This window comes from Flavobacterium sp. GNP001 (assembly GCF_054343775.1).
The window spans coordinates 2,849,565-2,874,230 of the sequence record NZ_JBTGUX010000001.1 but is presented as its reverse complement, the minus strand read 5'-3'; the positions used below and the strand labels follow the sequence as shown (position 1 = coordinate 2,874,230).

Here is a 24,666-nt window from a genome sequence, read left to right as displayed (position 1 = left end):
TAATAAGTTAAGCTCGCATTTTATTTGAATTATTTTGCAGCTTGTAAATAAACTACAATGATTTCTATTTCGTAATTTTGAAGAATAAATTTGTTACATGACTCCACCTGCTTTAGCCATTCAAATACAGACTTTGCCCGACAATCCTGGTGTATACCAATATTACGACAAGGAAGGTAAAATTTTATACGTTGGTAAAGCTAAGAATCTTAAAAAACGCGTTTCATCGTATTTTAATAAAGTGCACGATGCGGCCAAAACAAATGTGCTGGTTAAGAAAATTGTAACCATAAAACACATTGTGGTTCCTACCGAGACCGATGCCCTGTTGTTAGAAAACAATTTAATCAAAACCTTGCAACCGCGCTACAATGTATTGCTGCGTGATGATAAAAGTTATCCTTGGTTGTGCATCAAAAAAGAACCTTTTTCACGCATATTTGCCACTCGCAGGATGGTGAAAGATGGCTCGGAATATTTTGGTCCGTACACCAGTTTCAAAACAGTTTCGACAATTTTAGAATTGATAAAAGAACTCTATCCATTGCGTACCTGCAATTACGATTTGAACAAAAGCAACATCGAAAGTGGGAAATTTAAAGTGTGTTTAGAGTATCATATTGGCAATTGTATGGGGCCATGTGAAGGCCATGAAACCATAGAGAATTACCAAAAACAAGTAGATGCTATTCGCGAAATTTTAAAAGGAAATTTCAAAGAAAGTATGAAGGATTTTAAACGCGTTATGACAAATCTCGCGGCTGATATGCACTTTGAAGAGGCTCAAAAAATCAAAGAAAAAATTGAGATCCTAGAAAACTACCAATCGCGTTCTACCGTAGTAAATCCAAAAATTACCAATATTGATGTTTTTTCTATCGTGTCTGATGAGGCGGCGGCATTTGTCAATTTTTTACAAATTTCGCACGGTTCCATCATTCGTTCCCACACAATGGAGATTAAAAAGAAATTAGACGAAACCGACGAAGAATTACTCGAATTGGCTATCATCGAATTAAGAGAGCGTTTCCAGTTGCTGTCTCGCGAAATAATTGTGCCGTTCCACGTAGATCTTGGCGAAAACATAAAAATCACAGTCCCACAATTGGGCGATAAGAAGCAAATTCTGGATTTGTCAATTAGAAACGCTAAGTTTTACCGTATTGAGCAACTTAAGCAACTGCAAATTGTAGATCCAGACAGGCATACCAACCGCATCATGGCGCAAATGCAAAAAGATTTACGCCTGCCCGTAGAGCCTAGGCATATTGAGTGTTTTGATAACTCCAACATTCAAGGAACCAATCCGGTATCTGCTTGCGTGGTGTTTAAAGACGGAAAACCTAGCAAAAAAGATTACCGCCATTTTAATATCAAAACGGTCGAAGGTCCCAACGACTTTGCTTCGATGGAAGAGGTGGTGTACCGACGCTACAAACGCCTTTTGGATGAAAACCAACCTTTGCCCAACCTAATTATTATTGACGGTGGAAAAGGGCAGTTGTCATCGGCGCTAAAAAGTATTGATGATCTCGGTTTGCGTGGTAAAATAGCCATCATCGGCATTGCTAAAAGACTCGAAGAATTATTTTATCCTGGCGATTCAGTGCCTTTATATCTTGATAAAAAGTCCGAAACGCTCAAAGTTATTCAACAACTTCGCAACGAGGCGCACCGTTTCGGAATCACGCATCATCGCGATAAGCGTAGCAAAGCCGCCCTAAATTCGTCTATAGAAAGTATTCCCGGCATTGGCGAAAAAACCATGCTCACATTGATACAACATTTTAAAAGTGTTAAAAGATTAAAATTGGCTACCGAAAAAGAAATTTCTGAGGTTGTAGGAGTATCAAAAGCCAAAAAAATTACCGACTTTTACAACAACACAAAGTAGTTTCCTTATGAGCCTATTCCAGCTATTCGTTTCAAGCGCTCCGCAAAAAAGCTTTTTTTCTACTGCAAACCAAGGAGCTTCTACCGTCGCTCTTGCTTTGCAAGAAAAAATAGCTTTTTTGTCATCGCGGCTTTACACTGCTATCTGGGGCTTTCCGTGGTCTAGTACTTTACTACTGCTGCTTTTCTCGTTTTTTATCGGGAACACTTACACGTTTGCACAAAATAAAAAACCTAAAATTGGTTTGGTACTTAGTGGCGGCGGCGCCAAGGGTTTTGCACACATCGGAGTTTTAAAAGTATTAGAAGAAGCAGGCGTAAAAATCGATTATATTGGCGGAACTAGCATGGGCGCTGTAATCGGAGGTTTGTATGCTTCGGGTTATAACGCGGCACAAATCGATTCGATTTTTCAAACCACTAATTTTAACGAGCTGATTAATGATTTTATTCCTCGCTCTTCAAAAAACTTTTACGAACGCAGGAATGACGAGTTGTATCCGCTTATTTTGCCTTTTAATAAATTCAAAATAGGGATTCCTGAGGCTTTGTCAAAGGGAATGTACAATTACAATTTGCTAAGTCGTGTTACCCGTAATGTAAGGCACATTCGCGATTTTAATCAATTACCAACGCCATTTATTTGTATTGCAACCAATATCGAAACTGGTGACGAGGTATTACTGAACAAAGGCAATTTGGCGCAAGCCATGATTGCGAGTTCGGCTTTTCCTTCCTTGTTTTCACCTGTTGAAATTGGCGGTAAAATATTAATTGATGGTGGAGTTGTAAATAATTATCCCATAGAAGAAGTTCGAAAAATGGGCGCCGACATCATTATCGGTGTCGATGTGCAAGATGGTTTACTTGATCGAACTCAGCTCAAAGATGCTACGAAAATCTTAGTGCAAATTACAAGTCTGCAATCTATTGATCGCATGAAAAAAAACATCGCCAATACCGATGTTTACATCAAACCGGATATTTCACAATACGGTGTAGTATCATTCGACAAAGGAAAAGACATTATTCGTAAAGGCGAAGAAGCTGCTTTTGGGGTGTACGAACAAATAAAAAAATTAGCTACCTCAAGTCAAGTATATCACAAGCCCAAGTTGAATGTGCTTACTGACAGTCTGCACATTGGGTCAATCAATTACGGAAAATTAACGAACTACACCAAAGAGTATGTAAGCAGTAAACTTCGTTTTAAACCCGATTCAAAAATAACTTATGACGGTTTGCTTCGTGGAATTAACAACATCAATGCGACACAAAATTTTAGCGGTATCTCGTATTCATTAAATAATGCGGGTGACAAAGTAAACTTGAGTTTGAACCTCAAAGAAAATCCTACCAAGACCTATTTGAAATTTGGGCTTCATTATGACAATTTATTTAAAAGTGGCGTTTTGGTCAACCTAACTCGTAAAAAAGCGCTTTTAAAAAATGATGTAGCCTCGCTTGATGTGATTTTGGGAGACAACATCAGATATAACTTTGATTATTACATCGAAAATGGATTCAATTTAAGTTTGGGTTTTAAGTCTACTTTTACACAATTTAGCCGCAATGTAGCTGCAGCAATTAGTCCTATTGCCAGCTCTAATCCTAATATAAATACGGTAAATGTTAATTACTCTGATTTGATTAATCAACTGTATTTTCAGTCGCTGTTTGTTCAAAAGTTTTTAATTGGTGGCGGTCTTGAATTGCAATACTTAAAAATCAAATCCGAAACCTTGGCGAATGTTGATCCAATAGTTGATAATAGCACTTACACCAGTTTGTTTGGTTACTTAAAATACGACTCATACGATAATAAGTATTTCCCCAAAAAAGGCTGGTTTTTTTCGGGTGATGTACAAACGTATTTTGCATCCTCCAATTATACTGGAAATTTTCAACCATTCTCCATTGCCAAAGGTGATTTCTCTATTGTTACACCGGTCTTTAATAAAACCACTTTTAAGTTCGAAACCGATGCTGGTTTTTCGTTTGGTAAACAAAGTATTTCATTTTTTAATTTTATTTTGGGTGGCTACGGCTTTAGCACCGTTAATAATTTTAAATTTTTATATGGGTATGATTATTTGAGTGTGGTGGGTAATAGTTACATAAAATCAACAGGAACTTTTGACTATGAATTCTTGAAAAAGAATCATGTCAATTTCTCAGCTAATTTTGCTAATATTGGAGATCGAATTTTTGAATCGACTAACTGGGTATCTATTCCTAAATATGCAGGATACGCCGTTGGTTATGGACTTGAAACCATTATCGGGCCAATAGAAGTGAAATACACTTGGTCTCCTGAATTGCCCAAAGGATTTACATGGTTCAGCATAGGCTTTTTGTTTTAAATTTAATTTAGTTTCAAAATAATTACGATATTTGTGATAATGAAAACAAATTGGACAGGTTTATTAGAGTATCTACAATTCTTAATCAAGAGAAATCCTGAGTAGCGCACTGTTTTTTGATTTAGAATAACAAAATGAAAAGCCTCTCAGCTTGATCTAGTTGCACTTTTAAAACAAAAAATTATGCCTTTATACCATAAATTAGGGACTTTCCCTCAAAAAAGACACACACAGTTCGAAAAACCGAATGGTGGTTTTTATTACGAACAGCTATTTGGAACAGAGGGTTTTCACGGACACTCGTCCTTATCCTACCACGTGCACAGGCCTACACAAGTAAAAGAAATTTTAAATTCGTATTCAGTAGAGCCAAAAATTGCCATCGGCAAAAACATTAAATCATTACTCTTAAAAGGTTTTGAACTAAAACCTGAGGACGATTTTTTAGACAGTCGCAAAGCCTTATTGGTCAATAAAGACTGTACCATCGGTCTAGCGGCACCACGCAAATCACTTACACAGTATTTTTATAAAAATGCCGATGCTGATGAAATGATTTTCATCCATAAAGGAAAAGGAAAATTGCGTACAATGTTAGGAAACATTCCTTTTGAGTACGGTGATTATTTGATTATTCCACGCGGAATCATCTATCAAATCGAATTTGACACAGAGGATAATCGCTTGTTTTATGTAGAATCATTTGCTCCGTTTTATACCCCAAAGCGTTATAAAAACGAATCGGGACAACACCTAGAGCACTCACCATTTTGCGAACGTGATTTTATTTTGCCAAACGAATTAGAAACGCATGACGAAAAAGGAGATTTCTTAATCAAAATCAAAAAAGAAGGCATGTTGCATGAAGTTGTTTATGCCACGCATCCTTTTGATGTAGTTGGTTGGGATGGTTACAATTTCCCATACGGTTTCAGCATCCATAATTTTGAGCCTATCACAGGCCGTGTACACCAACCGCCACCGGTGCATCAAACCTTTGAGACCAGCACTTTTGTAGTGTGCTCATTTGTGCCGCGTTTGTACGATTACCACCCAAAATCAATTCCTGCACCTTACAATCACAGTAATATTGATAGCGACGAGGTTTTGTACTACGTGGATGGCGATTTTATGTCGCGCAACAACATCGAGCAAGGTCATATCACGTTGCACCCAAAAGGTATTCCGCACGGTCCTGCGCCAGGAGCAATGGAGCGCAGTATTGGTCATACCGGAACCGAAGAATTAGCCGTAATGGTTGATACTTTCCGACCGCTGATGGTTACCGAGGAGGCTATGGGTCTTGACGATGGTCAATACTATAAATCGTGGGTTGAATAGTCATTGCTAGGAACGAAGCAATCACATCATAATTTTCATCTTGAGCTTAGTCGAAAGAAGGAGCTATTTCCTGCTGTACGCTATATCTTTTCCTGGCTAAAGAAGCCAGAAAAAGGATGCCGCTGCCATCAGGGCTAGTGGTACAGCATTCAGAACCATTTTAACAAAATCACAAATCAATTCTTTTATGAGATTCCCGTCTAGAAAAGAATTCAAAAACAAATAAATCATGTCAAAAGAAGTAAAATCAGTAGAGTACGGACTAGAAAAAATATTCGAAGGAGCGCAAGATTTCTTACCACTTTTAGGAACCGATTATGTAGAGTTTTATGTAGGTAACGCCAAGCAATCGGCACATTATTACAAAACAGCATTTGGCTACCAATCATTGGCTTATGCCGGTCTTGAAACAGGAGTAAAAGACAGAACATCCTACGTTTTAAAACAAGATAAAATCCGAATTGTGTTAACTACGCCATTAACGCAGGATTCACCTTTACATGATCATTTAAAAAAACATGGCGATGGTGTAAAAGTAGCAGCGCTTTGGGTTGAAGATGCGACAAGTGCTTACGAAGAAACCATGAAACGTGGTGCGCGCTCTTTTATGGAACCAACTGTGGAAGAAGATGAGTTTGGTCAAGTAGTACGTTCTGGAATTTATACTTACGGTGAAACCGTACATATTTTTGTGGAGCGTAAAAATTACAACGGTGTATTTTTACCAGGTTATAAAGAGTGGAAATCGGATTATAACCCGGAGCCAACCGGTTTAAAATACATTGATCACATGGTTGGAAATGTAGGTTGGAACGAAATGAATACTTGGGTAAAGTTCTACGAAGAAGTAATGGGATTTGTGAACTTCCTTTCTTTTGATGACAAACAAATCAATACCGAATATTCAGCATTGATGAGTAAAGTAATGTCTAATGGAAACGGACGTATTAAATTCCCAATCAACGAACCTGCCGAAGGAAAAAAGAAATCTCAAATTGAAGAATACTTAGATTTTTACGGCGGGCCAGGAATTCAGCACATCGCTATTGCTACAGATGATATCATTAAAACCGTAAGCCAATTAAAAGCAAGAGGTGTTGAGTTTTTATCAGCGCCGCCACATACTTATTATGAAGCAATTCCAGAACGTTTAGGCGCTCACATGGGAATGATGAAAGAAGACATCAATGAAATCGAAAAATTAGCCATCATGGTTGATGCCGATGAAGATGGGTATTTGTTGCAAATTTTTACCAAACCGGTTCAAGACCGACCAACCTTATTTTTTGAGATAATTCAACGAATGGGAGCAAAAGGCTTCGGTGCAGGTAACTTCAAAGCCCTTTTTGAGTCAATTGAACGCGAACAGCAATTGCGAGGAACGCTATAAAAGTTGCTTTTTTTTACATTATGCAAAAAAATAAGCAACTTTAAACACTATTCTTTATTGATGATGTGTTAAACTTTATTTTTAGCCAAAATAACTGGATTTGTTAGCTACCTTTGCACTCGCAAAACGGAAGGGGTGGTTTCCTTCCGAGTTGATATAAATTTCATAGTTTATAGTTTTTTGGTTAGTTAATAGCATAAAAACTCAGTCTTTATTGGCTGAGTTTTTTTGTTTTGATATATTTGGAATAAAATTTGCACAAGCAGTTCTAAACGATACATCAAGTAATGAAAAAACTAATACTAATCCTTGTACTGCTACTGTCTTTAAGTTTTGATACACCTCAAGAAGATGCCTACACCACTGGCGAATGGTTTAAATTAAGAATCCATTACGGATTTGTAAATGCCGGATACGCTACACTCGAAGTAAAAGACGCTTCGCTCAACTCCAAAAAAACACATCATATTATAGGTAAGGGCTATACGGTAGGAATGTCTCGCTTTTTCTTTAAAGTCGATGACTTATATGAAACTTACATTGACAAAGAAACCCGCAATCCGTACCAATTTGTTCGAAAAATAAACGAGGGTGGTTACACTAAAAACCAAGAAGGTTTTATCAATCAAAACGCTAACAAGGTTACGGTTAAAGACTATAAAAATAAGACTGAAAAATCCTTTAGCATTCCCAAAAACACACAGGACATTTTATCTACCTTTTACTATTTAAGGAATCATCCTAATATTGATAAGTTAAATGTAGGCGAGTCTATCGCAGTCGATATGTTTTTTGATGATGAAACTACTAAATTCAGGCTAAAGTTCATTGGTCGAGAAAATATAAATACTAAATTTGGCGTCGTGCCTGCCATGATTTTTAGACCGCTCGTGCAATCTGGCCGTGTGTTTAAAGAGCAAGAAAGTGTTACAGTTTGGATTTCAGACGATGATAATAAATTACCACTTAGGGTAAAAGCTAGTCTTGCAGTAGGTTCCATCAAAGCAGATTTAGACGCATACAAAGGCTTGAAAGGAGCTTTTAAAACAAAAAAATAATGAACAATACCGATCAATCAGAATCAATTTTATCAGCAATTGACCGCAAATACGAAGCTATAAATCAAAAAACAGAAACGCACCTCGAAGGTTTGTTGTGGTCTAAACCCATAACGTATTGGGATTACATTCAAACCGATGCCTTACTGAATTTACAAGTGCAACGTACCGTTTTGCCAGACGAAATGGTATTTATCATGTACCACCAGGTCAACGAACTTTTGTTTAAAATGATTCTTTGGGAAATCAAACAAATAGCGTATCAAGACAATATTTCGACTGCTTTTTTTACCGAAAGATTGAGTAGGGTAAGTCGTTATTTTGACATGCTTACCACTTCATTTGATATTATGGGTAACGGAATGGAGGTTGATCAATACATGAAGTTCAGAAACACACTTACACCCGCCAGTGGTTTTCAAAGTGCGCAATACCGAATGATTGAATTTGCATCTACTGATTTGATAAATTTGATTGATGCCCGTTATCGTGAATCAATTGATCGTAATACATCGTATGAATTTGCGTTAGAACATTTGTATTGGCAAGCTGCTGGAAAAGATTATCATACCGGTAAAAAATCCTATTTATTAGAAGAATTTGAGAGAAAGTACAAAAAAGACTTTTTGGCTCACATGGAAGAATACAATACGATTAACATTTGGCAAAAATTCAAACAGTTGCCTATTGAAGATCAAAAGAATGACAAATTAGTGCAAGCCATGCGTCATTATGATCATACGGTAAACATCACATGGGTAATGCAGCACCTAGATACTGCAAAGAAATATATTGACCAAAGTGGGCAAGGAGACGGTGAAGCAACAGGTGGTAGTGATTGGAAAAAATACATGCATCCTAAATACCAAAGGAGAATTTTTTTCCCAGAGTTGTGGACTGATGATGAATTAGCCAATTGGGGAGTGGAAGCTTAGGTTGAATTAAAAAAGAAGGTTTGAAACAAATTTTTATAATGCTATTAGTGGTGTTTACAATGGTTTCTTGTAAACAATCAGAAGAAGTAAACGAAGAAAAAAAAGTAATAATTGTTCCAAAAAAGGGAGAGTTCGGTTTTGTGTACGCTGATTTTAATGTGGTACATGACACGATTCAAAAAGGAGATACTTTTGGTACTTTATTAGAGTCTCAAAATATTGGCGACCGACAAGTATATGATATCATCGCTAAAGTAAAAGATAGTTTTGATGTGCGTTCTATTCGCGTTAACAAACCGTTTACTTTGCTACGATCTAAAAACAAAAAAAACGACCTTCAGGTTTTTATCTATCAACCCGATAATTTGAGTTACTACGTTGTTGATTTTAGAGATACTGCCATTGCTGTTTATAAAAAAATAAAACCGGTTACTATTAAACGACGCAGTATCGGTGGTGTTTTGAAAGAATCATTATCGGAAACTTTGGGTAACGAAAAAATTGAAGGCGCGCTGGCTAGTAAAATCGCTAAAATTTACGCCTATTCTATCGATTTTATGAAATTGAAAAAAGGCGATCGCTTTGCGTTGACGTTTACTGAGCGGTATATCAATGACTCTATTTATGACGGTGTCGAAGAGTTAGAAGCTTCTTTCTTTGAATACCGAGGCAAAATAATTTATGCATTCGCTTTTGAACCCAATTCCAATAGTGATAAAGTAGAGTATTACGATGAACAAGGTAAAACACTCAAGAATTTCTTTTTAAAGTCGCCTATTAAATTCAGTCGTATTTCTTCTCGATTTTCATCCAGCAGATTCCATCCGGTACAGCACCGCTGGAAAGCACATAAAGGAACTGATTATGCAGCACCACGCGGCACGCCCATAACTACTACTGCCGGAGGTGTGGTAGAACAAAGCGGTTATACAGCAGGCAACGGTAATTTTGTTAAGGTAAAACACAACGGAACCTATTCTACGCAGTATTTGCACATGTCTAAAATTTTAGTTCGCCGCGGGCAACGTGTTACCCAAGGTCAAGTGATTGGATTGGTTGGTAGTACAGGTTTAGCTACCGGACCGCATGTTTGTTATCGTTTCTGGAAAAATGGGGTACAGGTCGATGCGCTTCGATTAAAATTACCTTCGGGCGAGCCGATGTCAGGTGCTAATAAAGATCGATTCATGAAGCAAATTACACCGCTTAAATTTGAATTGGATAGCATTGCAAATTTGTAATTTGCGGTTTTCTTAGGATCTGATTTTAAATACTGTTTGATTTTTTATAAAATACAGTTTTTCGCCTCAAATTGTTATATCCTGATGGCGGTAGAAACGTTTCCAACATTTTTAAGTATTTTTGCAGCACTTTTAATTTTACTACAAATACCAATTCAATGGCTTTACATACAATAAATCCAACGGCTACTGCTGCTTGGAAACAACTAGAAATGCACTTTCAAACAATGAAAGGAGCAAAAATGCAAGATTTATTTCAACAAGATGCAACCAGAACAGCTCAGTTTAACTTGCAATGGAATGATTTCTTGTTAGACTTTTCTAAGAACATCATTACTAACGAAACGCTTTCCTTATTACTTGAATTAGCCAATCAAGTTGGTTTAAAAGAAGCTATTGGGGAATACTTTGGAGGAGCAATTATCAATCAAACTGAAAATAGAGCCGTATTGCATACTGCTTTGCGTGCTCCTGCAAATGCTACCGTTATGGTTGATGGTGTAAATGTAATGCCAGAGGTTAATGAGGTTAAAGCTAAAATAGAGTCTTTTACGAATGAAGTTACTTCTGGAGCGCGCAAAGGATACACGGGTAAACCGTTTACTGATGTTGTCAATATCGGAATTGGTGGATCTGATTTAGGGCCAGCAATGGTGGTCGAGGCGCTTGCGTATTACAAAAATCATTTGAATGTACATTTTGTTTCTAACATAGATGGTGATCATGTTCAAGAAGTAATTAAAAAACTAAATCCGGAAACCACACTTTTTGTAATTGTATCAAAAACTTTTACCACACAAGAAACTTTAACAAATTCAGAAACTATTAAAAAGTGGTTTTTGTCCGAAGAGTTTGGTACAAGTCAGGCGGATATTGCCAAACATTTTGTGGCGGTTTCAACAAATATCGAAAAAGTTACTGCCTTTGGTATTAATCCCGATGTAGTTTTCCCAATGTGGGACTGGGTTGGTGGTCGTTTTTCATTATGGAGTGCAGTTGGTTTGTCTATCAGTCTATCTGTGGGATATGCTAATTTCGAGCAACTGTTATCTGGCGCGAATGCAATGGATGAGCATTTTAAAACCACCGAGTTTGATGCTAACATTCCAGTAGTTTTAGCATTGTTAAGTGTATGGTACAATAATTTTTTTGGTGCCGAAAGCGAAGCGCTTATTCCTTATACACAGTATTTGCAAAAATTAGCACCATACTTGCAACAAGGTACCATGGAAAGTAATGGTAAAAGTGTTGGTCGCGATGGTCATAAAGTAAACTATCAAACCGGAACCATTATTTGGGGAGAGCCGGGTACCAATTCACAACATGCCTTTTTTCAATTAATTCATCAAGGGACAAAATTGATTCCAGCAGATTTCATTGGATATGTTTCTTCTCTACATGGCGACGATAATCATCATGATAAGTTAATGTCTAATTTCTTTGCACAAACAGAGGCATTGCTACACGGAAAAACGGCTGAGCAAGTTCAAGTTGAATTCGACAAACAAGGATTAAGCGAAGCCAAAGCAAATGAGTTGCGAGCTTTTAAAGTTTTTGAAGGTAATAAACCGACCAATACGATCTTGATTCAAAAATTAACAGCTTCCTCTCTTGGTTCATTGATTGCGATGTACGAGCATAAAATTTTCGTTCAAGGCGTAATTTGGAATATTTTTAGCTTTGATCAATGGGGAGTTGAATTAGGGAAACAGTTAGCAAATTCTATATTAAATGAAATTGAGAGCAAGTCTGTTAACACACATGATAGCTCTACAACGTTTTTGCTTGAATATTTTTTAAAAAACAAATAAATCAAAATATGATTCATCAATTTGCTTGAAAACATTCTTGTTTTGAACCAATTACAAATAACAAAAGCCTCAATAAAATATTTATTGAGGCTTTTTTATGGTTAATAGCCTCTTTTTTAAATGTATTTAACTAAAAAATCGCATTTTTTCTCCTTATTTTATTCCTTAATATTTGCATTTAATTCATCAATTTGTATTTTTTATTGAGAATATTTTTAAAAATTTAATTGTTATAGTTTAAAATTAATTATTACTTCAATTTTTAATTTTTCCAAATTAGCTTTCTTAACCTTGTGTTAACTTAATAAACTAAAAATGTTATAATTTTGCCAAATATTTTTAAACTAAACAAAAAAGCAAAAATGAAAAGAATTATTTTTATTTTGATTATTTTCCTATCGGCTCTTGGTCATGCTCAGGTTACTACCTCGGCTATGTCTGGAACGGTTAAGTCAAATACTGGTGAGGCTTTACCCGGAGCCTCTGTTATGGTTGTTCACAAACCTACAGGCTCAAAGTATTTTTCTACAACTGATTTTGATGGTGGTTACTCAGTACAAGGTTTGAGACCAGGAGGTCCTTACACTTTGACTGTTACCTATATAGGGTATAAAACATCAGAGATTACAGAAATTAATGCTCCTTTGGGAAGCAACATAAGTGTAAATGTAGTTGTTCAGGAAGCTTCTAACACGCTTAAAGAGGTTGTAGTAGTTTCGAATAAATCGAATGGAGCTTTTAATAAAGGTAAAACTGGTGCTTCACAACAATTTTCTAACAGAGAATTGACAGCGATACCTGTAACTGGAGCAAGATCGATCAATTCGATAACCAAATACAACGCAAACGCAGGTGGTGGAGGTTCTTTTGGAGGACAAGATTCAAGATTGAATAATTTTACTATTGATGGATCTGTTTTTAACAACGGTTTTGGACTTGGATCTGATGCGCAAGCAGGAGGTAGAACAGGTTCGACAGCTATTTCATTAGATGCAATTGAACAGTTGCAAGTAAGTGTAGCTCCATTTGACGTTCGTCAATCTGGATTTACAGGAACAGGAATAAATGGTGTAACAAGAAGTGGTACCAACGAAATAGAAGGATCTGTTTACACATCAACAAGAAGTAACAAAAAAGAATTTGTAGGTACTAAAGCTGGTCAAATTAGAATTGTACCTGCTAAATTCGAAGAAAATATTTTGGGTGCTAGAATTGGAGCTCCGATCATTAAAGACAAATTGTTTTTCTTTGGAAATTTTGAAACAATCAACAATTTAAGCCCAGCAACTACATGGACAGCAACAGGGTCTCCACAACCAAGTGGACAAGTATCTGCTCCTACTTTTCAACAAATGCAGGCACTTTCAACTTTTCTACAAGAGAAATTTAATTACACTACAGGTCCTTGGGAGAACTACGATGCAGAAAGAATATCAAAAAAATTCCTAGCAAAAATTGACTGGAATATCAATGATAATAATAAGTTTTCTGTTAGATATGTGCATCATGACTCTTCCTCTGACGAATTAACTTCTAATTCTAATTCATTAGGATTTGGTAACAGAAGAACAAATGTTAACTCAATGTCATATAGAAATAGTGGTTATACAATTTTAGATAACACTAGATCTATAGTAGTGCAATTAGATAGTAAATTATCTAATTCATGGAATAATAACTTCATTGGAGGTTATGACAAACAAATTGAAGATAGAGGTTTAATTGGTGGAGGTTTGTTTCCAACTATTGATATTAAAAACGGTACTGCACCTTCAGGTGGTAATGCAGGTACAGTGGGTAATTTGAATTTTATTTCTGCTGGTCTAGATCCATTTACACAAGGAAATAAACTTAATTATTCTACTTTGCACTTCACGAATAATTTAACAAAAACAGTTGGAAAGCATTCGTTATTATTTGGTGCAAATTATGAGCATTTTGAATCAAGCAACTTGTTCTTCTCTGGTTCAAATGGAGTATTTATCTTCAACTCTTTAGATGAGTTTTATAGTGCAGCAAATGAGTCTATCGCTTTAAATGGTGCGCCTTCAGTAAACAATTTACCAGTAAGAACGCAATACAGATATTCAGCTTTAGCTGGAGGTGCTGAGCCTTTGCAAGTATTAAAATCTGATAAAATAGATTTATATTTCCAAGATGATTTTAAAGTTAGTGACCAATTAAGAGTTACTGTGGGTATTAGAGGAACAAGAGTTTCGTTTAAAGATACAGCACTAGAAAACCCTTTAGTTTCAGGTTTGACTTTTGCAAACGGTGCTAAATTCAATACAGGTGATATGCCAGATACTCAGTATTTGTTTGAGCCAAGAGTAGGTTTCAATCTAGATGTTACTGGTGATGCAAAAACAATTGTTCGTGGTGGTTCTGGATTGTTCTCAGGAAGACCTCCATTAGTGTTTCTTTCTAACGCAATAGGAAATAACGGTATTCTTACCGGTCTAGTAGACGCAAGTGATGCCAATGTTGGTTCTGGAGGATACGGATTTACTGTTAACCCAAGTCAATATTTTACACCAAGTACACCAACTTTACCAAGTACTATTGATTTAGCATTCACTGATAAAAACTACAAGTTTCCACAAGTTTGGAAAACAACAATTGCAGTAGACCAAAAATTACCATTTGGATTTACAGGAACAATTGAAGGTATTTTCAGTAAAAACATAAATGAGACAGCATATTCTAATGTGAATTTTGAAAATGCAGTGGGAACAATTAATGGTCCTGATAATAGACCATTGTTTGCTGGAAATGATAACGGTGTTAGAATAAACAACAATGTTATTAATGGTATACTTTTAAGTAACACTGATAAAGGATATTTTTACTCAACTACAATTAAATTAGAGTATCCTTATAAAAAAGGATTGTGGGGTTCTTTTGCTTATACGCACTCTCAAGCTAATGACTTATTATCTCCAGGTTCTACAGCATCAGGTAGCTGGAATGGTGTTAGATCTATCAATGGTAATAATGACCAAAAGCTAGGATTGTCTAATAACAACACTCCTCATAGAATGGTAGGTATATTGGGTTACAAAATTCAATATGGAAATAAGTTAGGAGCGGCAACGTCAATTAACTTAGGTTACATCGGTGAGCAATCAAGTTCTTTCTCATACGTATATGGTGGAGACTTAAACGGTGATCGTATCAACGGAAACGACTTACTTTTTGTTCCTAATAAAGCTAGTGATTTACGTTTTGTTCCAATTACACAAAACCTTGGTGGTTCTACAATCGTTTTATATTCAGAAGCTCAGCAAATGGAAGCTTTTGATAAGTTTATAGATCAAGATCCTTATTTATCTAAAAAAAGAGGTCAATATGTAGATAGAAATGAAAACTTATTGCCAATGCTACACAGAGTGGATTTATCTGTAACCCAAGATTTTTCTCTTAACATTGGAGGTAAAAAGAATAGTTTTCAATTTAGAGCAGATATCTTAAACTTTACTAATTTAGTAAACCGTTCATGGGGTGTTTCACAGAGAGCAACAAACACCAATATTTTGGTTGTAAATCAAGCTCCTAGTAGTACAAACAACTTTATCCCAGGTTACCAAATGGCTTTCCAAACAGATAATCAAGGTAGAAGATTTTTAGCAAAAGATACTTTCCAAAAAAATGCATCTGTATCTGATGTTTGGCAAGCACAATTTACGCTAAGATATACTTTTGGTAATTAAGAAAAAAATAATTTAAATAACGCAGTACACAAACATTAAATAAAAAAATCATGAAAATAAAAAATCAAATTTTGTCTTTCGTAACTATGTTAGCTGTTGCTTTTGTGACATTCTCATGCTCGACTGATGAGCCAAAAGAGGTAACTCCTTTAAAATCGATCGTTGAAATAGCTAAAGCAGACCCTGCAAATTTCAGTATCTTAGTTGATGCTTTAAGAAAAACGGGTTTAGAAACTACTTTAAGTAGCGCAGGATCATATACTGTTTTTGCTCCAACAAATGCTGCTTTTACAGCTGCGGGTTATTCAAGTGCAAGTATTAATGCTTTAACTGCTCCAGCGGACAACACGGCAATCGCCAACCTAAGATTAATTTTGCAGAACCATGTAATTGGTTTAGGAACAAGAGCGAATGATTTAGTTGCAGGTGGTTACTTCAAAACTTTTGGATTTATCAAAACTTCTTCAACTGCTACATCAGGTGCAAACTTAAACTTGTATGTTAGTAAATCTGGAAATGATGTAATATTGAACGGAGGAGTAAGTAATGGTGGTGCAAAGGTTGTAACTGCTGATCTTGCTGTAGGTAATAATGGTGTATTACACAGTATTGACGCCGTTTTAAAATTGCCAACTATAATTGATCAAATTAAATCTAATCCAAATTTATCTTCGTTATTAGCCGTTGTTACTTCCCCTTCTCAAGCTTCTGTTTTAGCAACACTTAATGCTGCTACCGGTACTGCTGCTGTATCTGTTTATGCGCCAGATAATGCTGCATTTACAGCTGCAACTGCTACAGGTGGATACTTAGTAGGTAAAACTGATGCTCAAGTAACAAATATTTTAAGATATCATTTGGAGAATGGAAATAGAACTGCAAGTTCAGCAACTTCTTTTACAAATAGTACAGCAACTGCTGATGTGTCAGTGGCAACTTTGTTTACTCCTAATAGGTTTTCAATTTTATTGGGTACAGTTAAAATAAAAGATGTTGTAGGTACTACTAATGGTACAATTAAAGTAACCAATATTCAAGGTTCTAATGGCGTAATTCAGGTAATTGATAAAGTATTACAACCATTTCAATAAGAAACAGATTTGTTCTAAAAAAGGCTGTCTAATTTAATTTAGACAGCCTTTTTTTTGTTTTATTGTCTTTCTGTAGTTTAGATTTTACACCTTTTTTTTATTATATTTGTTTTAAACAAAATCAATATTTATGTATCAATTCATTCAAAAATTTCATTCTGGTTGGGCTTATTTAGCACTTTTAATTTTAGTAGTGGCAGTAGTAAATGCTTTAATCGGTAAATTTTCAGGTAAAGAATTCACGTCTAAAGATAGAAAAATTGCTTTATTTGCTTTAATCGCTATCCATATTCAACTTTTAGTAGGACTCGTTCTGTATTTTGTTTCACCTCTAGGTTTAGATTCTTTAGGGCAAATGTCAGATAAAGGATTACGCCTAACATCATTGGAGCATCCATTAATTAACATCATTGCCATTGCTCTTATTACAGTTGGTTGGTCTAAACATAAAAATTTAGCATCATCTGAAAGTAAATTCAAAACATTTTCAATATTCTACGGTATAGGTTTACTTCTTATTTTAAGTAGAATACCTTGGAATTTATGGTTGTAATTAACCTATAGAAAGCTCTAGAAATAGAGCTTTTTTTTCTAGGTATGGTTTTTGTAAAATAGAGTTGAACTAATAAAATACATATGAAAATAGCATTTACTTTATTATTTAGTATCGCAGTTTTGTTTCAGGTAAGTGGTCAAACTAACGCCGCAGATAGACAAAGTAAAATAAATCAAAAGTCTACTTTAGATAAAAACATTGCTGCGAAATTAGCTATTGAAAAGGATACAGTTAAAAAAATTAAAGGAGCGACAGTCATTCCAGAAAAAACTGCTGATAGCGCTTTGGTTTATTCGGGTGTTTTTAAACCTTACAAAAAGCAAGTTCACGCTTCTTACTATGCAGACAAATTCAACGGCAGACGAACCACTAGCGGTAAAAAATTTGATAATAATAAGTACACGGCTGCACACAAAAAACTTCCTTTTGGTACCAAAGTGCGTATTACCAATGAAAAAAACGGAAAGTCGGTAGTTGTTGAAATATTAGATCGTGGTCCATTTGTGCGTTCAAGAGAAATTGATCTTACCAAAAGAGCTTTTATGGAAATTGCTTCTAATAAAGCAAGTGGCGGTATGTTAGTAACCATTGAGGTGCTCAATGAATAATTACCAAGTGCTAAAAGGTAGCTGACTCAAATACGAATTGTAATAGCGCTTATCTCTTGTTACTTCAATACCCAGCCAATCTGGTATTGTAAATGTTTCCATCTCCGTTTCGAGTTCAATTTCGGCAATAATCAATCCATCGTTTAGGCCATGAAAAACATCTACTTCAAACGTATGTTTTTCAAAATAGATTTCATAGCGTGTTTTTTCTATAATTCCACTTTCGCACAGTGACAGTAAGGCTTTAGCCTCATCAACTGCTATTTCTTTTTCCCATTCAAAACGTGACAGTCCGCTAGCGCTACTTTGTCCCTTTATGGTCAAAAAAGCTTGATCGCCTTTGGTTCGCACCCGCACTGTTCGCAGCGGATCTGAATTCAAATACCCTTGGGATATGTACTTTTTAGTCGATGCTTGCTCAATAAAAGTATCGTTCTTTACTAAAAACTTTCTTTCAATTTCAATCATTTTTTTTGTCTTTTGGAGCTTTTTCCAGCTATTCGTTTCAATTTACGACCGCTCAAATTTTTTTTCTATTACAAAAAAGGAGCTTCTTGGGTCGCTCTTTTTTGCTAGAAAAATACAATTTGCGCCCTTGTAAATTTTCACTTCTATCTGGGCTAGGTTGCGTTGCAAATATAGGAGTTTTGTTTTTGCAAGTGCTATATTCATTCCTTGTCAATATCAAAGTTTTGATAGTACCTTTTAAAAATAGATGTTTTTAAAAATAGAATAATTGCGCCATAAATTGGCCCTCGATTTGTATTTTTACAGAAACTGATTTACACCATGAAATTATTTTCCAAAACAAATGCGCATCCAACAATAGCAAATATTTTGACCGAGTTCTTTGGTGTGGCACAATCGTGGCGGGAAACAAATGATCCCTTACAACCTTTGGTAGAGCTCATAGGTTTAATTAGACCAAAATCGACCCAAAATATTCAAACGGTAGATATCACAGAAGTCATTGTTTTTTTGCAAAATAATTTTGCTTGTCGTAAGCAGTTTTCCATCTATTTAGATGAAATTTTTGCAAATAAAAAATTCAATAAAATTTTAGCTGATGCTGCAATTTTACAAGATGCCGATTTCTTTTTTGAAGTTAAAAAACGGATTTTCGCTAAATTTTTACCTTATCAACCACAAAAAGATACACTTGAATATATTTTTAATCAAGTTTTTTATCTTGCTAATGATGGAATTTGGATTTCAAAAATCCCGATGCAACAATTGCAAGAATTGAGTGATTTGCTGAAATTTACATCTATTTATGACGATGTTGAGTCCAATTCAGTTTTAAGTGAATTGCTAGTAGCCATGCATTTGCTGACCCAACGTATCAGTGGGCGAGCAATGGAAACCGATGTGATTAAAATGGTACCTGAATTCGAAAATTTAGAGAGTCCTTTTTCTGCTTTCGAAAAGGAGTTGTTCCTAATCGAAGATCGGATTAAAGAGTCTAAAAATCATTACATAACTACTGACGATTTATCATACGCACAATTACTTGTTTTGTATAAGCAGTGCGAAGATTTTGTAGATATCGCTTTTAACAATAGTTCTAAATATGGAATTTCGCTTCGTGTCAATCAAAATTTATTAAAAATCAGACAGCAATTAGTGCGACTTAAATTTTTGATTTCTCTTTTGGTTGTTGACGATGAGAAACACAAAAAAGCCAACGGAATTAGTCTCGTGCTTCAACTCATAAAGTACAATTGTTATAAAAACAACGTTCGAAAATTTATTGCCGAAAGTACGCAACTACTGTCCTATGAAATAACACAGCATACTGCTAAAACAGGAGAACATTACATTACCGAAAGCCGAAAAGAATACTATAAAATGTTCCGAACTGCTGTTGGTGGTGGTTTTATTGTTGGTGTTTTATGTATTATAAAAGTGTTGTTGTCAAAAGTAGAAACTAGTTATTTTGGTCATGCGTTTTTGTATAGCATGAACTATGCTTTTGGATTTATCACTATTTATTTATTAGGTTTTACCTTGGCCACTAAGCAGCCTGCTATGACTGCTGCGGCTCTTATTAAAGCGCTTGAAGACGGAGCTTTGAAGAAAGGCAGGGATACTGAAAAATACAAAGCGTTTGCGATATTGTTTGCTCGAGTATTTCGCTCGCAATTTATTGCCTTTGTTGGCAACGTGATTATGGCTTTTCCTGTTTCTCTTTTAGGAATTTGGCTTATTGATTATTATTTGGACTACAATATTGCAGCAACTAAATGGAAAACCTTGGTTATCGATTTGAGTCCGGTACATTCACTAGCAATTGTTCATGCTGCAATTGCAGGTGTTTTTCTGTTTTTATCTGGGATTATTTCGGGAAGTGTCGCCAATAGAGACAAACACAATCAAGTGTATTTTAGAATAAGTGAACATCCCGTTTTAAAAAGGTATTTCGGGAAGAAAAAAACCACTCGATTTGCGCACTTGTATGAAAAAAAATGGGCAGGAATTGTATCTAATTTTTGGTTTGGTGTATTCATGGGTAGTACGGCCTCGATAGGTTTATTTTTGGGGCTTAATATCGACATTAGACACATTACTTTTGGTAGTGGTAATTTGGCGCTAGCCATGTATGGAGCTAATTACGAAGTTCCAACAGATTTATTGATTTGGGGGATTTTTGGTATCGGTATTATTGGTTTGGTTAATTTTATGGTTAGTTTTAGTTTGTCCCTCGGACTAGCATTTCGATCAAGAGCAATTTCTGTATTCGAATTGCGTTTTGTAACCATTTCCATCTGGAGACATTTTAAATCCAATCCCTTTAGTTTTTTCTTTCCTACCGAAATTAAAACTAAATCTGCCGTAATTGAAAATTACTTGGATACTGATGAATCTAAAAAACACTAATCTTTTCCTAGAACGCTAACGGGCAACACGTCAACAAATAGCCACTATGAGTGAAATTGTTTCATACCGAAAAATTATACATGTAGATATGGATGCTTTTTATGCCTCTGTAGAGCAAATGGATAATCCGGAGTTACAAGGAAAGCCTATTGCCGTTGGTGGTTCAGAAAATCGTGGCGTGGTTGCGGCTGCAAGTTATGAGGCCAGAAAGTTTGGTGTACGAAGCGCTATTAGTGGCGTTTTGGCCAAAAAAAAGTGTCCTGATTTAGTGTTTGTACGCCCGCGATTTGATCGTTATCGAGAGATTTCGGGTAAGATTCAGAAAATATTTTATGAGTATACAGATTTGGTAGAGCCCTTGTCATTAGACGAAGCTTATCTTGATGTGACTCATAATAAAAAAGGCAATCCTAGTGCTAGTTTGCTGGCCCAAGAAATTCGAGAGCGAATTTTTAAAGAAGTTGGTCTTACAGCATCTGCGGGTATATCAATTAATAAATTTGTTGCGAAAATTGCCAGTGATTACAATAAGCCAAACGGCCAAAAAACGGTTAATCCTGACGAAGTAATTTTGTTTCTAGAAGAGCTTCCTATTCGTAAATTTTATGGGGTGGGCAAGGTAACCACCGAAAAGATGTATCAATTAGGGATCTTTACGGGACGGGAATTAAAAAGTAAATCTTTAGAATTTTTAGAAAAACATTTCGGTAAAGCCGGTCACTTTTATTATGACGTAGTACGTGGTATTCACAATAGTGAAGTAAAATCACATCGCATTACAAAATCAGTTGCTGCAGAGCATACTTTCGATGTCAATCTTTCCTCGGAGATTTTTATGATGGAACAATTGGAAATCATCGCAAACTCTTTAGAGAAAAGACTCAGAAAACACAGTTTAGCAGGTAAAACAATTACTTTAAAAATTAAATACAGTGATTTTACGCAGCAAACCCGCAGTAAAACTTTGCCTTACTTTATAGCTGACAAAGCATTGTTAATTGAAAATGTAAAAGAACTGCTGTATCAGGAACGCCTCAAAGATTCGGTACGCTTGTTAGGTATATCGCTTAGTAATTTAAATAACGAAGAGAAAAAATTTGTTGTAGTGCAATTAAAATTCAATTTTTGAGTGCCACATTGGTCGTTCAACAATGGTTAAAGTTGCATTAATCCTATTGTATGTTTTTAAATAAATATACATTTGATCTTTCTAATGAAAATGATCATGAGCACTTTACATCAGTACGATTCAGCTATTGCCAACTATTACAATGCAATGCGCGTTAAAACGCTACCACTTTATTCCTTTGATTTTCACCATGAATACCGCAAAGATTTGCAAAATATATTTGTGGATAGTGTAAAGTTGAGGGCTATTGCACAGGATAACAAGTGGATTGCTAATGACTGGGATTTACAAGAAAAATTACAAGAGGAGGTTGTTATTGTTACTGATGCACAATTAAGAATCGTTTTTGCTTCGCAGAATATGGTTAAAATGAATGGCTATGAAGTGAGTGAAGTGCTAGGAAAGAGCCCTAAAATATTTCAAGGAGAGGCTACCAACCATATTACCTCAAAAGAAATTCGTTTGGCCATACAAGCCCAACAATCATTCGAAAAAGTGGTAATGAATTACAAAAAGGACGGCAGTATTTACGCTTGTACAATCAAAGGTTTTCCAGTTTTTAATATCAAAGGAGAATTGAGTCACTATATTGCATTTGAAAAAGCGGCATAAAAAAACCTCTCTAGGTAGAAAGATTTAAATAAAATCCATCTTTAGGTCTAAAGATGGATTTTTTATTGGTATTGTATTATTCAATTTCAGATACACGTAAGGTGTTTACCATACCTTTATCTTTAATTGGCATTGCTGCAAGATTAATCAAAAAGTCTCCTTTTTCAACAAAACCTTTTTCTCTTGCTATTTCATTCACATCAGTAACGGTGTCATCAGTGCTAACATCTTTTTCGTACATGAATGATTTAACTCCCCATAGCAAATTAAGCTGCGTTAAAATGCGTCTGTTAGAGGTAAAAACCAAAATATGTGCATTAGGTCTCCATGCCGAAATTTGAAAAGCAGTGTAACCACTATTTGTTAAGGTACAAATTGCTTTTGCTTTGATTACGTTAGCCATAGTCGCAGCGTGATGGCAAATAGTTTTTGTGATAAAACGCTTAGTCTTAATTTGTGGTGTATTTTGTGGTACTTGAATTAGCGGAGAATCTTCTACTGCTTCAATAATTTGCGTCATTTTTTGAATAACTTGCACGGGATAGTTTCCTGCTGCAGTTTCTCCAGAAAGCATTACAGCATCAGCACCATCCATTACAGAGTTGGCTACGTCATTCACTTCTGCACGTGTTGGCGTTAAGCTAGTGATCATAGTCTCCATCATTTGAGTAGCAACAATAACCGGAATACGAGCTGTTTTGGCTCTACGAATCAATTCTTTTTGAACTAACGGCACCTCATGCGCAGGTAATTCAACACCTAAATCACCACGTGCTACCATTAACGCATCACAAAAAGCAACAATTTTATCGATGTTTTCTAGCGCCTCAGGCATTTCGATTTTTGCAACAATCGGAATTTTATACTCAGAATGTTCTGCAATAAGTTCCTGTAAATCTTGTAAATCTCGTGGTGTTTTTACAAATGATAAAGCAATCCAGTCAACATTTTGACCAATTGCAAAAATAGCATCTGCAATATCTTTCTCTGTCATCGCAGGCAATGAAATCTTTGTATTAGGAAGGTTCACTCCTTTTTTAGATTTTAATTCACCACCTTGAATAACTTTTGCTAAAACTTCTGATTTTTTATCAGTCTCAACAATTTCAAAAATTAGTTTTCCATCATCTAATAATATACGCTCTCCAGGATTTACATCGTTTGGAAAGTTTTGGTATTTCATGAATACTTTTTTCGCAGTTCCTAAAATATCCTCTGCAGTAGTAAAAGTTATCAAATCACCATCATTTACCACAACGCCTTCTTCCATAACTCCTACGCGCAACTTAGGACCTTGTAAATCGGCTAAAATAGCAGTAGTGTACCCAAATTCTTCATTCAATCCACGAATAAGTTGTATTCTCTCTTTAACATCTTCGTAGTCTGCATGAGAAAAATTAATTCGAAACACGTTAACACCAGCGTCAATCATGTCTTTGATGATTTCTCTTGTACTACATGCAGGCCCTAGTGTGGCTACAATTTTCGTTTTTTTGTTCGTAAGCATTTTTATTAAAAAATTAAATTGTTCTTAGCTTTTATTTGATTCGTATCGATACTGTATACTGTTGATACGTTTTCAATTGTATTTAATGTGCTTTGTATGTCGGCAATATTAACGCATTCATTATTTTCTATTTTTAAAAAATAATCGACTTTTTTAAATTCAGGGAGTAGGAATACTTTAGTTGATATTTCCATTGCCACGTTTGAAAATAAGTTTTGCGTCGTGATTTCTGCAATTTTTTTTACCTCATTTTTGTTTTGAACCAGCTCCCAATTGACTTCATTTTCGGTATCAAAATAAGAAAATCGTGAAAAATAAGTCTCTCCTTCCTTATTATTTACCGGGATATCAGTGCTGCTTTTTTCTAAAATAATTGGCAGTTTTTGATTTATAAAGTAGGCCAAACGATAATCTTCAATTAGAGTGTGAATTGCAATTAGATAGTAATCTATTTCGTCAAATTCCCCGAGATTCAGTTTATGAATAGCCATTCCGTTAAAAAATAAGATGTAAATATACCATTTCTATTGAAGTGTATACGCCT

18 protein-coding genes are annotated in these 24,666 nt (G+C 35.4%); 15 read left to right on the top strand and 3 right to left on the bottom strand.

The genetic code is table 11. The annotated features are described in order from the left end of the window. Positions 1–97 precede the first annotated feature (97 nt). The 12 genes from uvrC (at position 98) to ACXX8U_RS12210 (ending at position 17,997) form a co-directional block, all read left to right on the top strand. Positions 98–1,894 (top strand): excinuclease ABC subunit UvrC, encoded by a 1,797-nt coding sequence (uvrC, locus tag ACXX8U_RS12265; protein WP_458566085.1) that lies wholly within the window; start codon positions 98–100, stop codon positions 1,892–1,894. Positions 1,895–1,901: 7 nt separating this feature from the next. Next, on the top strand, positions 1,902–4,256 hold the full coding sequence (locus tag ACXX8U_RS12260) for a patatin-like phospholipase family protein (RefSeq protein ID WP_458566084.1): 2,355 nt from the start codon (positions 1,902–1,904) through the stop codon (positions 4,254–4,256). Between the two features lie 183 nt (positions 4,257–4,439). Then, the gene (locus ACXX8U_RS12255; RefSeq protein ID WP_458566083.1) at positions 4,440–5,597 is read left to right on the top strand and encodes a homogentisate 1,2-dioxygenase; all 1,158 of its coding nucleotides are present in this window, start codon (positions 4,440–4,442) and stop codon (positions 5,595–5,597) included. A 229-nt stretch (positions 5,598–5,826) separates the two neighbouring features. Beyond that, the gene (gene hppD / locus ACXX8U_RS12250) at positions 5,827–6,987 is read left to right on the top strand and encodes a 4-hydroxyphenylpyruvate dioxygenase (RefSeq protein WP_458566082.1); all 1,161 of its coding nucleotides are present in this window, start codon (positions 5,827–5,829) and stop codon (positions 6,985–6,987) included. A 287-nt stretch (positions 6,988–7,274) separates the two neighbouring features. Beyond that, positions 7,275–8,045 (top strand): DUF3108 domain-containing protein, encoded by a 771-nt coding sequence (locus ACXX8U_RS12245; protein WP_458566081.1) that lies wholly within the window; start codon positions 7,275–7,277, stop codon positions 8,043–8,045. Continuing rightward, a complete protein-coding gene (locus ACXX8U_RS12240; protein WP_458566080.1) occupies positions 8,045–8,980 on the top strand; it encodes a tryptophan 2,3-dioxygenase family protein in 936 nt (311 codons plus the stop codon). The genes ACXX8U_RS12245 and ACXX8U_RS12240 overlap by 1 nt, the downstream gene beginning before the upstream one ends. A gap of 20 nt (positions 8,981–9,000) precedes the next feature. Next, positions 9,001–10,221: a M23 family metallopeptidase gene (locus tag ACXX8U_RS12235; RefSeq protein ID WP_458566079.1), complete on the top strand. Its 1,221-nt coding sequence runs from the start codon at positions 9,001–9,003 to the stop codon at positions 10,219–10,221. 158 nt (positions 10,222–10,379) lie between these two features. Continuing rightward, positions 10,380–12,032 (top strand): glucose-6-phosphate isomerase, encoded by a 1,653-nt coding sequence (gene pgi, locus ACXX8U_RS12230; protein ID WP_458566078.1) that lies wholly within the window; start codon positions 10,380–10,382, stop codon positions 12,030–12,032. A gap of 362 nt (positions 12,033–12,394) precedes the next feature. Continuing rightward, a complete protein-coding gene (locus tag ACXX8U_RS12225; RefSeq protein WP_458566077.1) occupies positions 12,395–15,742 on the top strand; it encodes a TonB-dependent receptor in 3,348 nt (1,115 codons plus the stop codon). Positions 15,743–15,792: 50 nt separating this feature from the next. Continuing rightward, entirely contained in the window at positions 15,793–16,833 is a 1,041-nt protein-coding gene (locus ACXX8U_RS12220; RefSeq protein ID WP_458566076.1) for a fasciclin domain-containing protein, read from the top strand. A gap of 130 nt (positions 16,834–16,963) precedes the next feature. Continuing rightward, positions 16,964–17,386, top strand: coding sequence for a hypothetical protein (locus ACXX8U_RS12215; RefSeq protein WP_458566075.1), 423 nt, complete (start codon positions 16,964–16,966; stop codon positions 17,384–17,386). An 83-nt stretch (positions 17,387–17,469) separates the two neighbouring features. Next, a complete protein-coding gene (locus ACXX8U_RS12210; RefSeq protein ID WP_458566074.1) occupies positions 17,470–17,997 on the top strand; it encodes a septal ring lytic transglycosylase RlpA family protein in 528 nt (175 codons plus the stop codon). On the opposite strand, the gene ACXX8U_RS12205 is transcribed toward ACXX8U_RS12210, so the two are convergent. Beyond that, a complete protein-coding gene (locus tag ACXX8U_RS12205) occupies positions 17,998–18,465 on the bottom strand; it encodes a CYTH domain-containing protein (protein ID WP_458566073.1) in 468 nt (155 codons plus the stop codon). Positions 18,466–18,786: 321 nt separating this feature from the next. Between ACXX8U_RS12205 and ACXX8U_RS12200 the strand changes: the two genes are divergently transcribed. The 3 genes from ACXX8U_RS12200 (at position 18,787) to ACXX8U_RS12190 (ending at position 22,615) form a co-directional block, all read left to right on the top strand. Beyond that, positions 18,787–20,874, top strand: a complete 2,088-nt coding sequence (locus ACXX8U_RS12200) for a transporter-like protein (RefSeq protein WP_458566072.1) — start codon at positions 18,787–18,789, stop codon at positions 20,872–20,874. A gap of 46 nt (positions 20,875–20,920) precedes the next feature. Continuing rightward, positions 20,921–22,003, top strand: a complete 1,083-nt coding sequence (gene dinB / locus ACXX8U_RS12195) for a DNA polymerase IV (protein ID WP_458566071.1) — start codon at positions 20,921–20,923, stop codon at positions 22,001–22,003. A gap of 96 nt (positions 22,004–22,099) precedes the next feature. Then, positions 22,100–22,615: a PAS domain-containing protein gene (locus ACXX8U_RS12190; protein ID WP_458566070.1), complete on the top strand. Its 516-nt coding sequence runs from the start codon at positions 22,100–22,102 to the stop codon at positions 22,613–22,615. A 76-nt stretch (positions 22,616–22,691) separates the two neighbouring features. Here ACXX8U_RS12190 and pyk read toward each other — a convergent pair whose 3' ends face one another. Both pyk and ACXX8U_RS12180 read right to left on the bottom strand, forming a co-directional pair. Then, positions 22,692–24,122: a pyruvate kinase gene (gene pyk, locus ACXX8U_RS12185; protein WP_210788121.1), complete on the bottom strand. Its 1,431-nt coding sequence runs from the start codon at positions 24,120–24,122 to the stop codon at positions 22,692–22,694. Positions 24,123–24,127: 5 nt separating this feature from the next. Continuing rightward, positions 24,128–24,613 (bottom strand): IPExxxVDY family protein, encoded by a 486-nt coding sequence (locus ACXX8U_RS12180; protein WP_210788120.1) that lies wholly within the window; start codon positions 24,611–24,613, stop codon positions 24,128–24,130. Positions 24,614–24,666: the final 53 nt, after the last annotated feature.

Excerpts from the sequence above, each read along its gene's own strand:
- ACXX8U_RS12215 (WP_458566075.1), top strand. The coding sequence starts at position 16,964 with ATGTATCAATTCATTCAAAAATTTCATTCTGGTTGGGCTTATTTAGCA.
- ACXX8U_RS12255 (WP_458566083.1), top strand. The coding sequence starts at position 4,440 with ATGCCTTTATACCATAAATTAGGGACTTTCCCTCAAAAAAGACACACA.
- ACXX8U_RS12190 (WP_458566070.1), top strand. The coding sequence starts at position 22,100 with ATGAGCACTTTACATCAGTACGATTCAGCTATTGCCAACTATTACAAT.
- ACXX8U_RS12260 (WP_458566084.1), top strand. The coding sequence starts at position 1,902 with ATGAGCCTATTCCAGCTATTCGTTTCAAGCGCTCCGCAAAAAAGCTTT.
- ACXX8U_RS12225 (WP_458566077.1), top strand. The coding sequence starts at position 12,395 with ATGAAAAGAATTATTTTTATTTTGATTATTTTCCTATCGGCTCTTGGT.
- ACXX8U_RS12180 (WP_210788120.1), bottom strand. The coding sequence starts at position 24,613 with ATGGCTATTCATAAACTGAATCTCGGGGAATTTGACGAAATAGATTAC.
- ACXX8U_RS12245 (WP_458566081.1), top strand. The coding sequence starts at position 7,275 with ATGAAAAAACTAATACTAATCCTTGTACTGCTACTGTCTTTAAGTTTT.
- ACXX8U_RS12205 (WP_458566073.1), bottom strand. The coding sequence starts at position 18,465 with ATGATTGAAATTGAAAGAAAGTTTTTAGTAAAGAACGATACTTTTATT.
- pgi (WP_458566078.1), top strand. The coding sequence starts at position 10,380 with ATGGCTTTACATACAATAAATCCAACGGCTACTGCTGCTTGGAAACAA.
- uvrC (WP_458566085.1), top strand. The coding sequence starts at position 98 with ATGACTCCACCTGCTTTAGCCATTCAAATACAGACTTTGCCCGACAAT.
- dinB (WP_458566071.1), top strand. The coding sequence starts at position 20,921 with ATGAGTGAAATTGTTTCATACCGAAAAATTATACATGTAGATATGGAT.
- pyk (WP_210788121.1), bottom strand. The coding sequence starts at position 24,122 with ATGCTTACGAACAAAAAAACGAAAATTGTAGCCACACTAGGGCCTGCA.
- hppD (WP_458566082.1), top strand. The coding sequence starts at position 5,827 with ATGTCAAAAGAAGTAAAATCAGTAGAGTACGGACTAGAAAAAATATTC.
- ACXX8U_RS12200 (WP_458566072.1), top strand. The coding sequence starts at position 18,787 with ATGAAATTATTTTCCAAAACAAATGCGCATCCAACAATAGCAAATATT.
- ACXX8U_RS12240 (WP_458566080.1), top strand. The coding sequence starts at position 8,045 with ATGAACAATACCGATCAATCAGAATCAATTTTATCAGCAATTGACCGC.
- ACXX8U_RS12220 (WP_458566076.1), top strand. The coding sequence starts at position 15,793 with ATGAAAATAAAAAATCAAATTTTGTCTTTCGTAACTATGTTAGCTGTT.
- ACXX8U_RS12210 (WP_458566074.1), top strand. The coding sequence starts at position 17,470 with ATGAAAATAGCATTTACTTTATTATTTAGTATCGCAGTTTTGTTTCAG.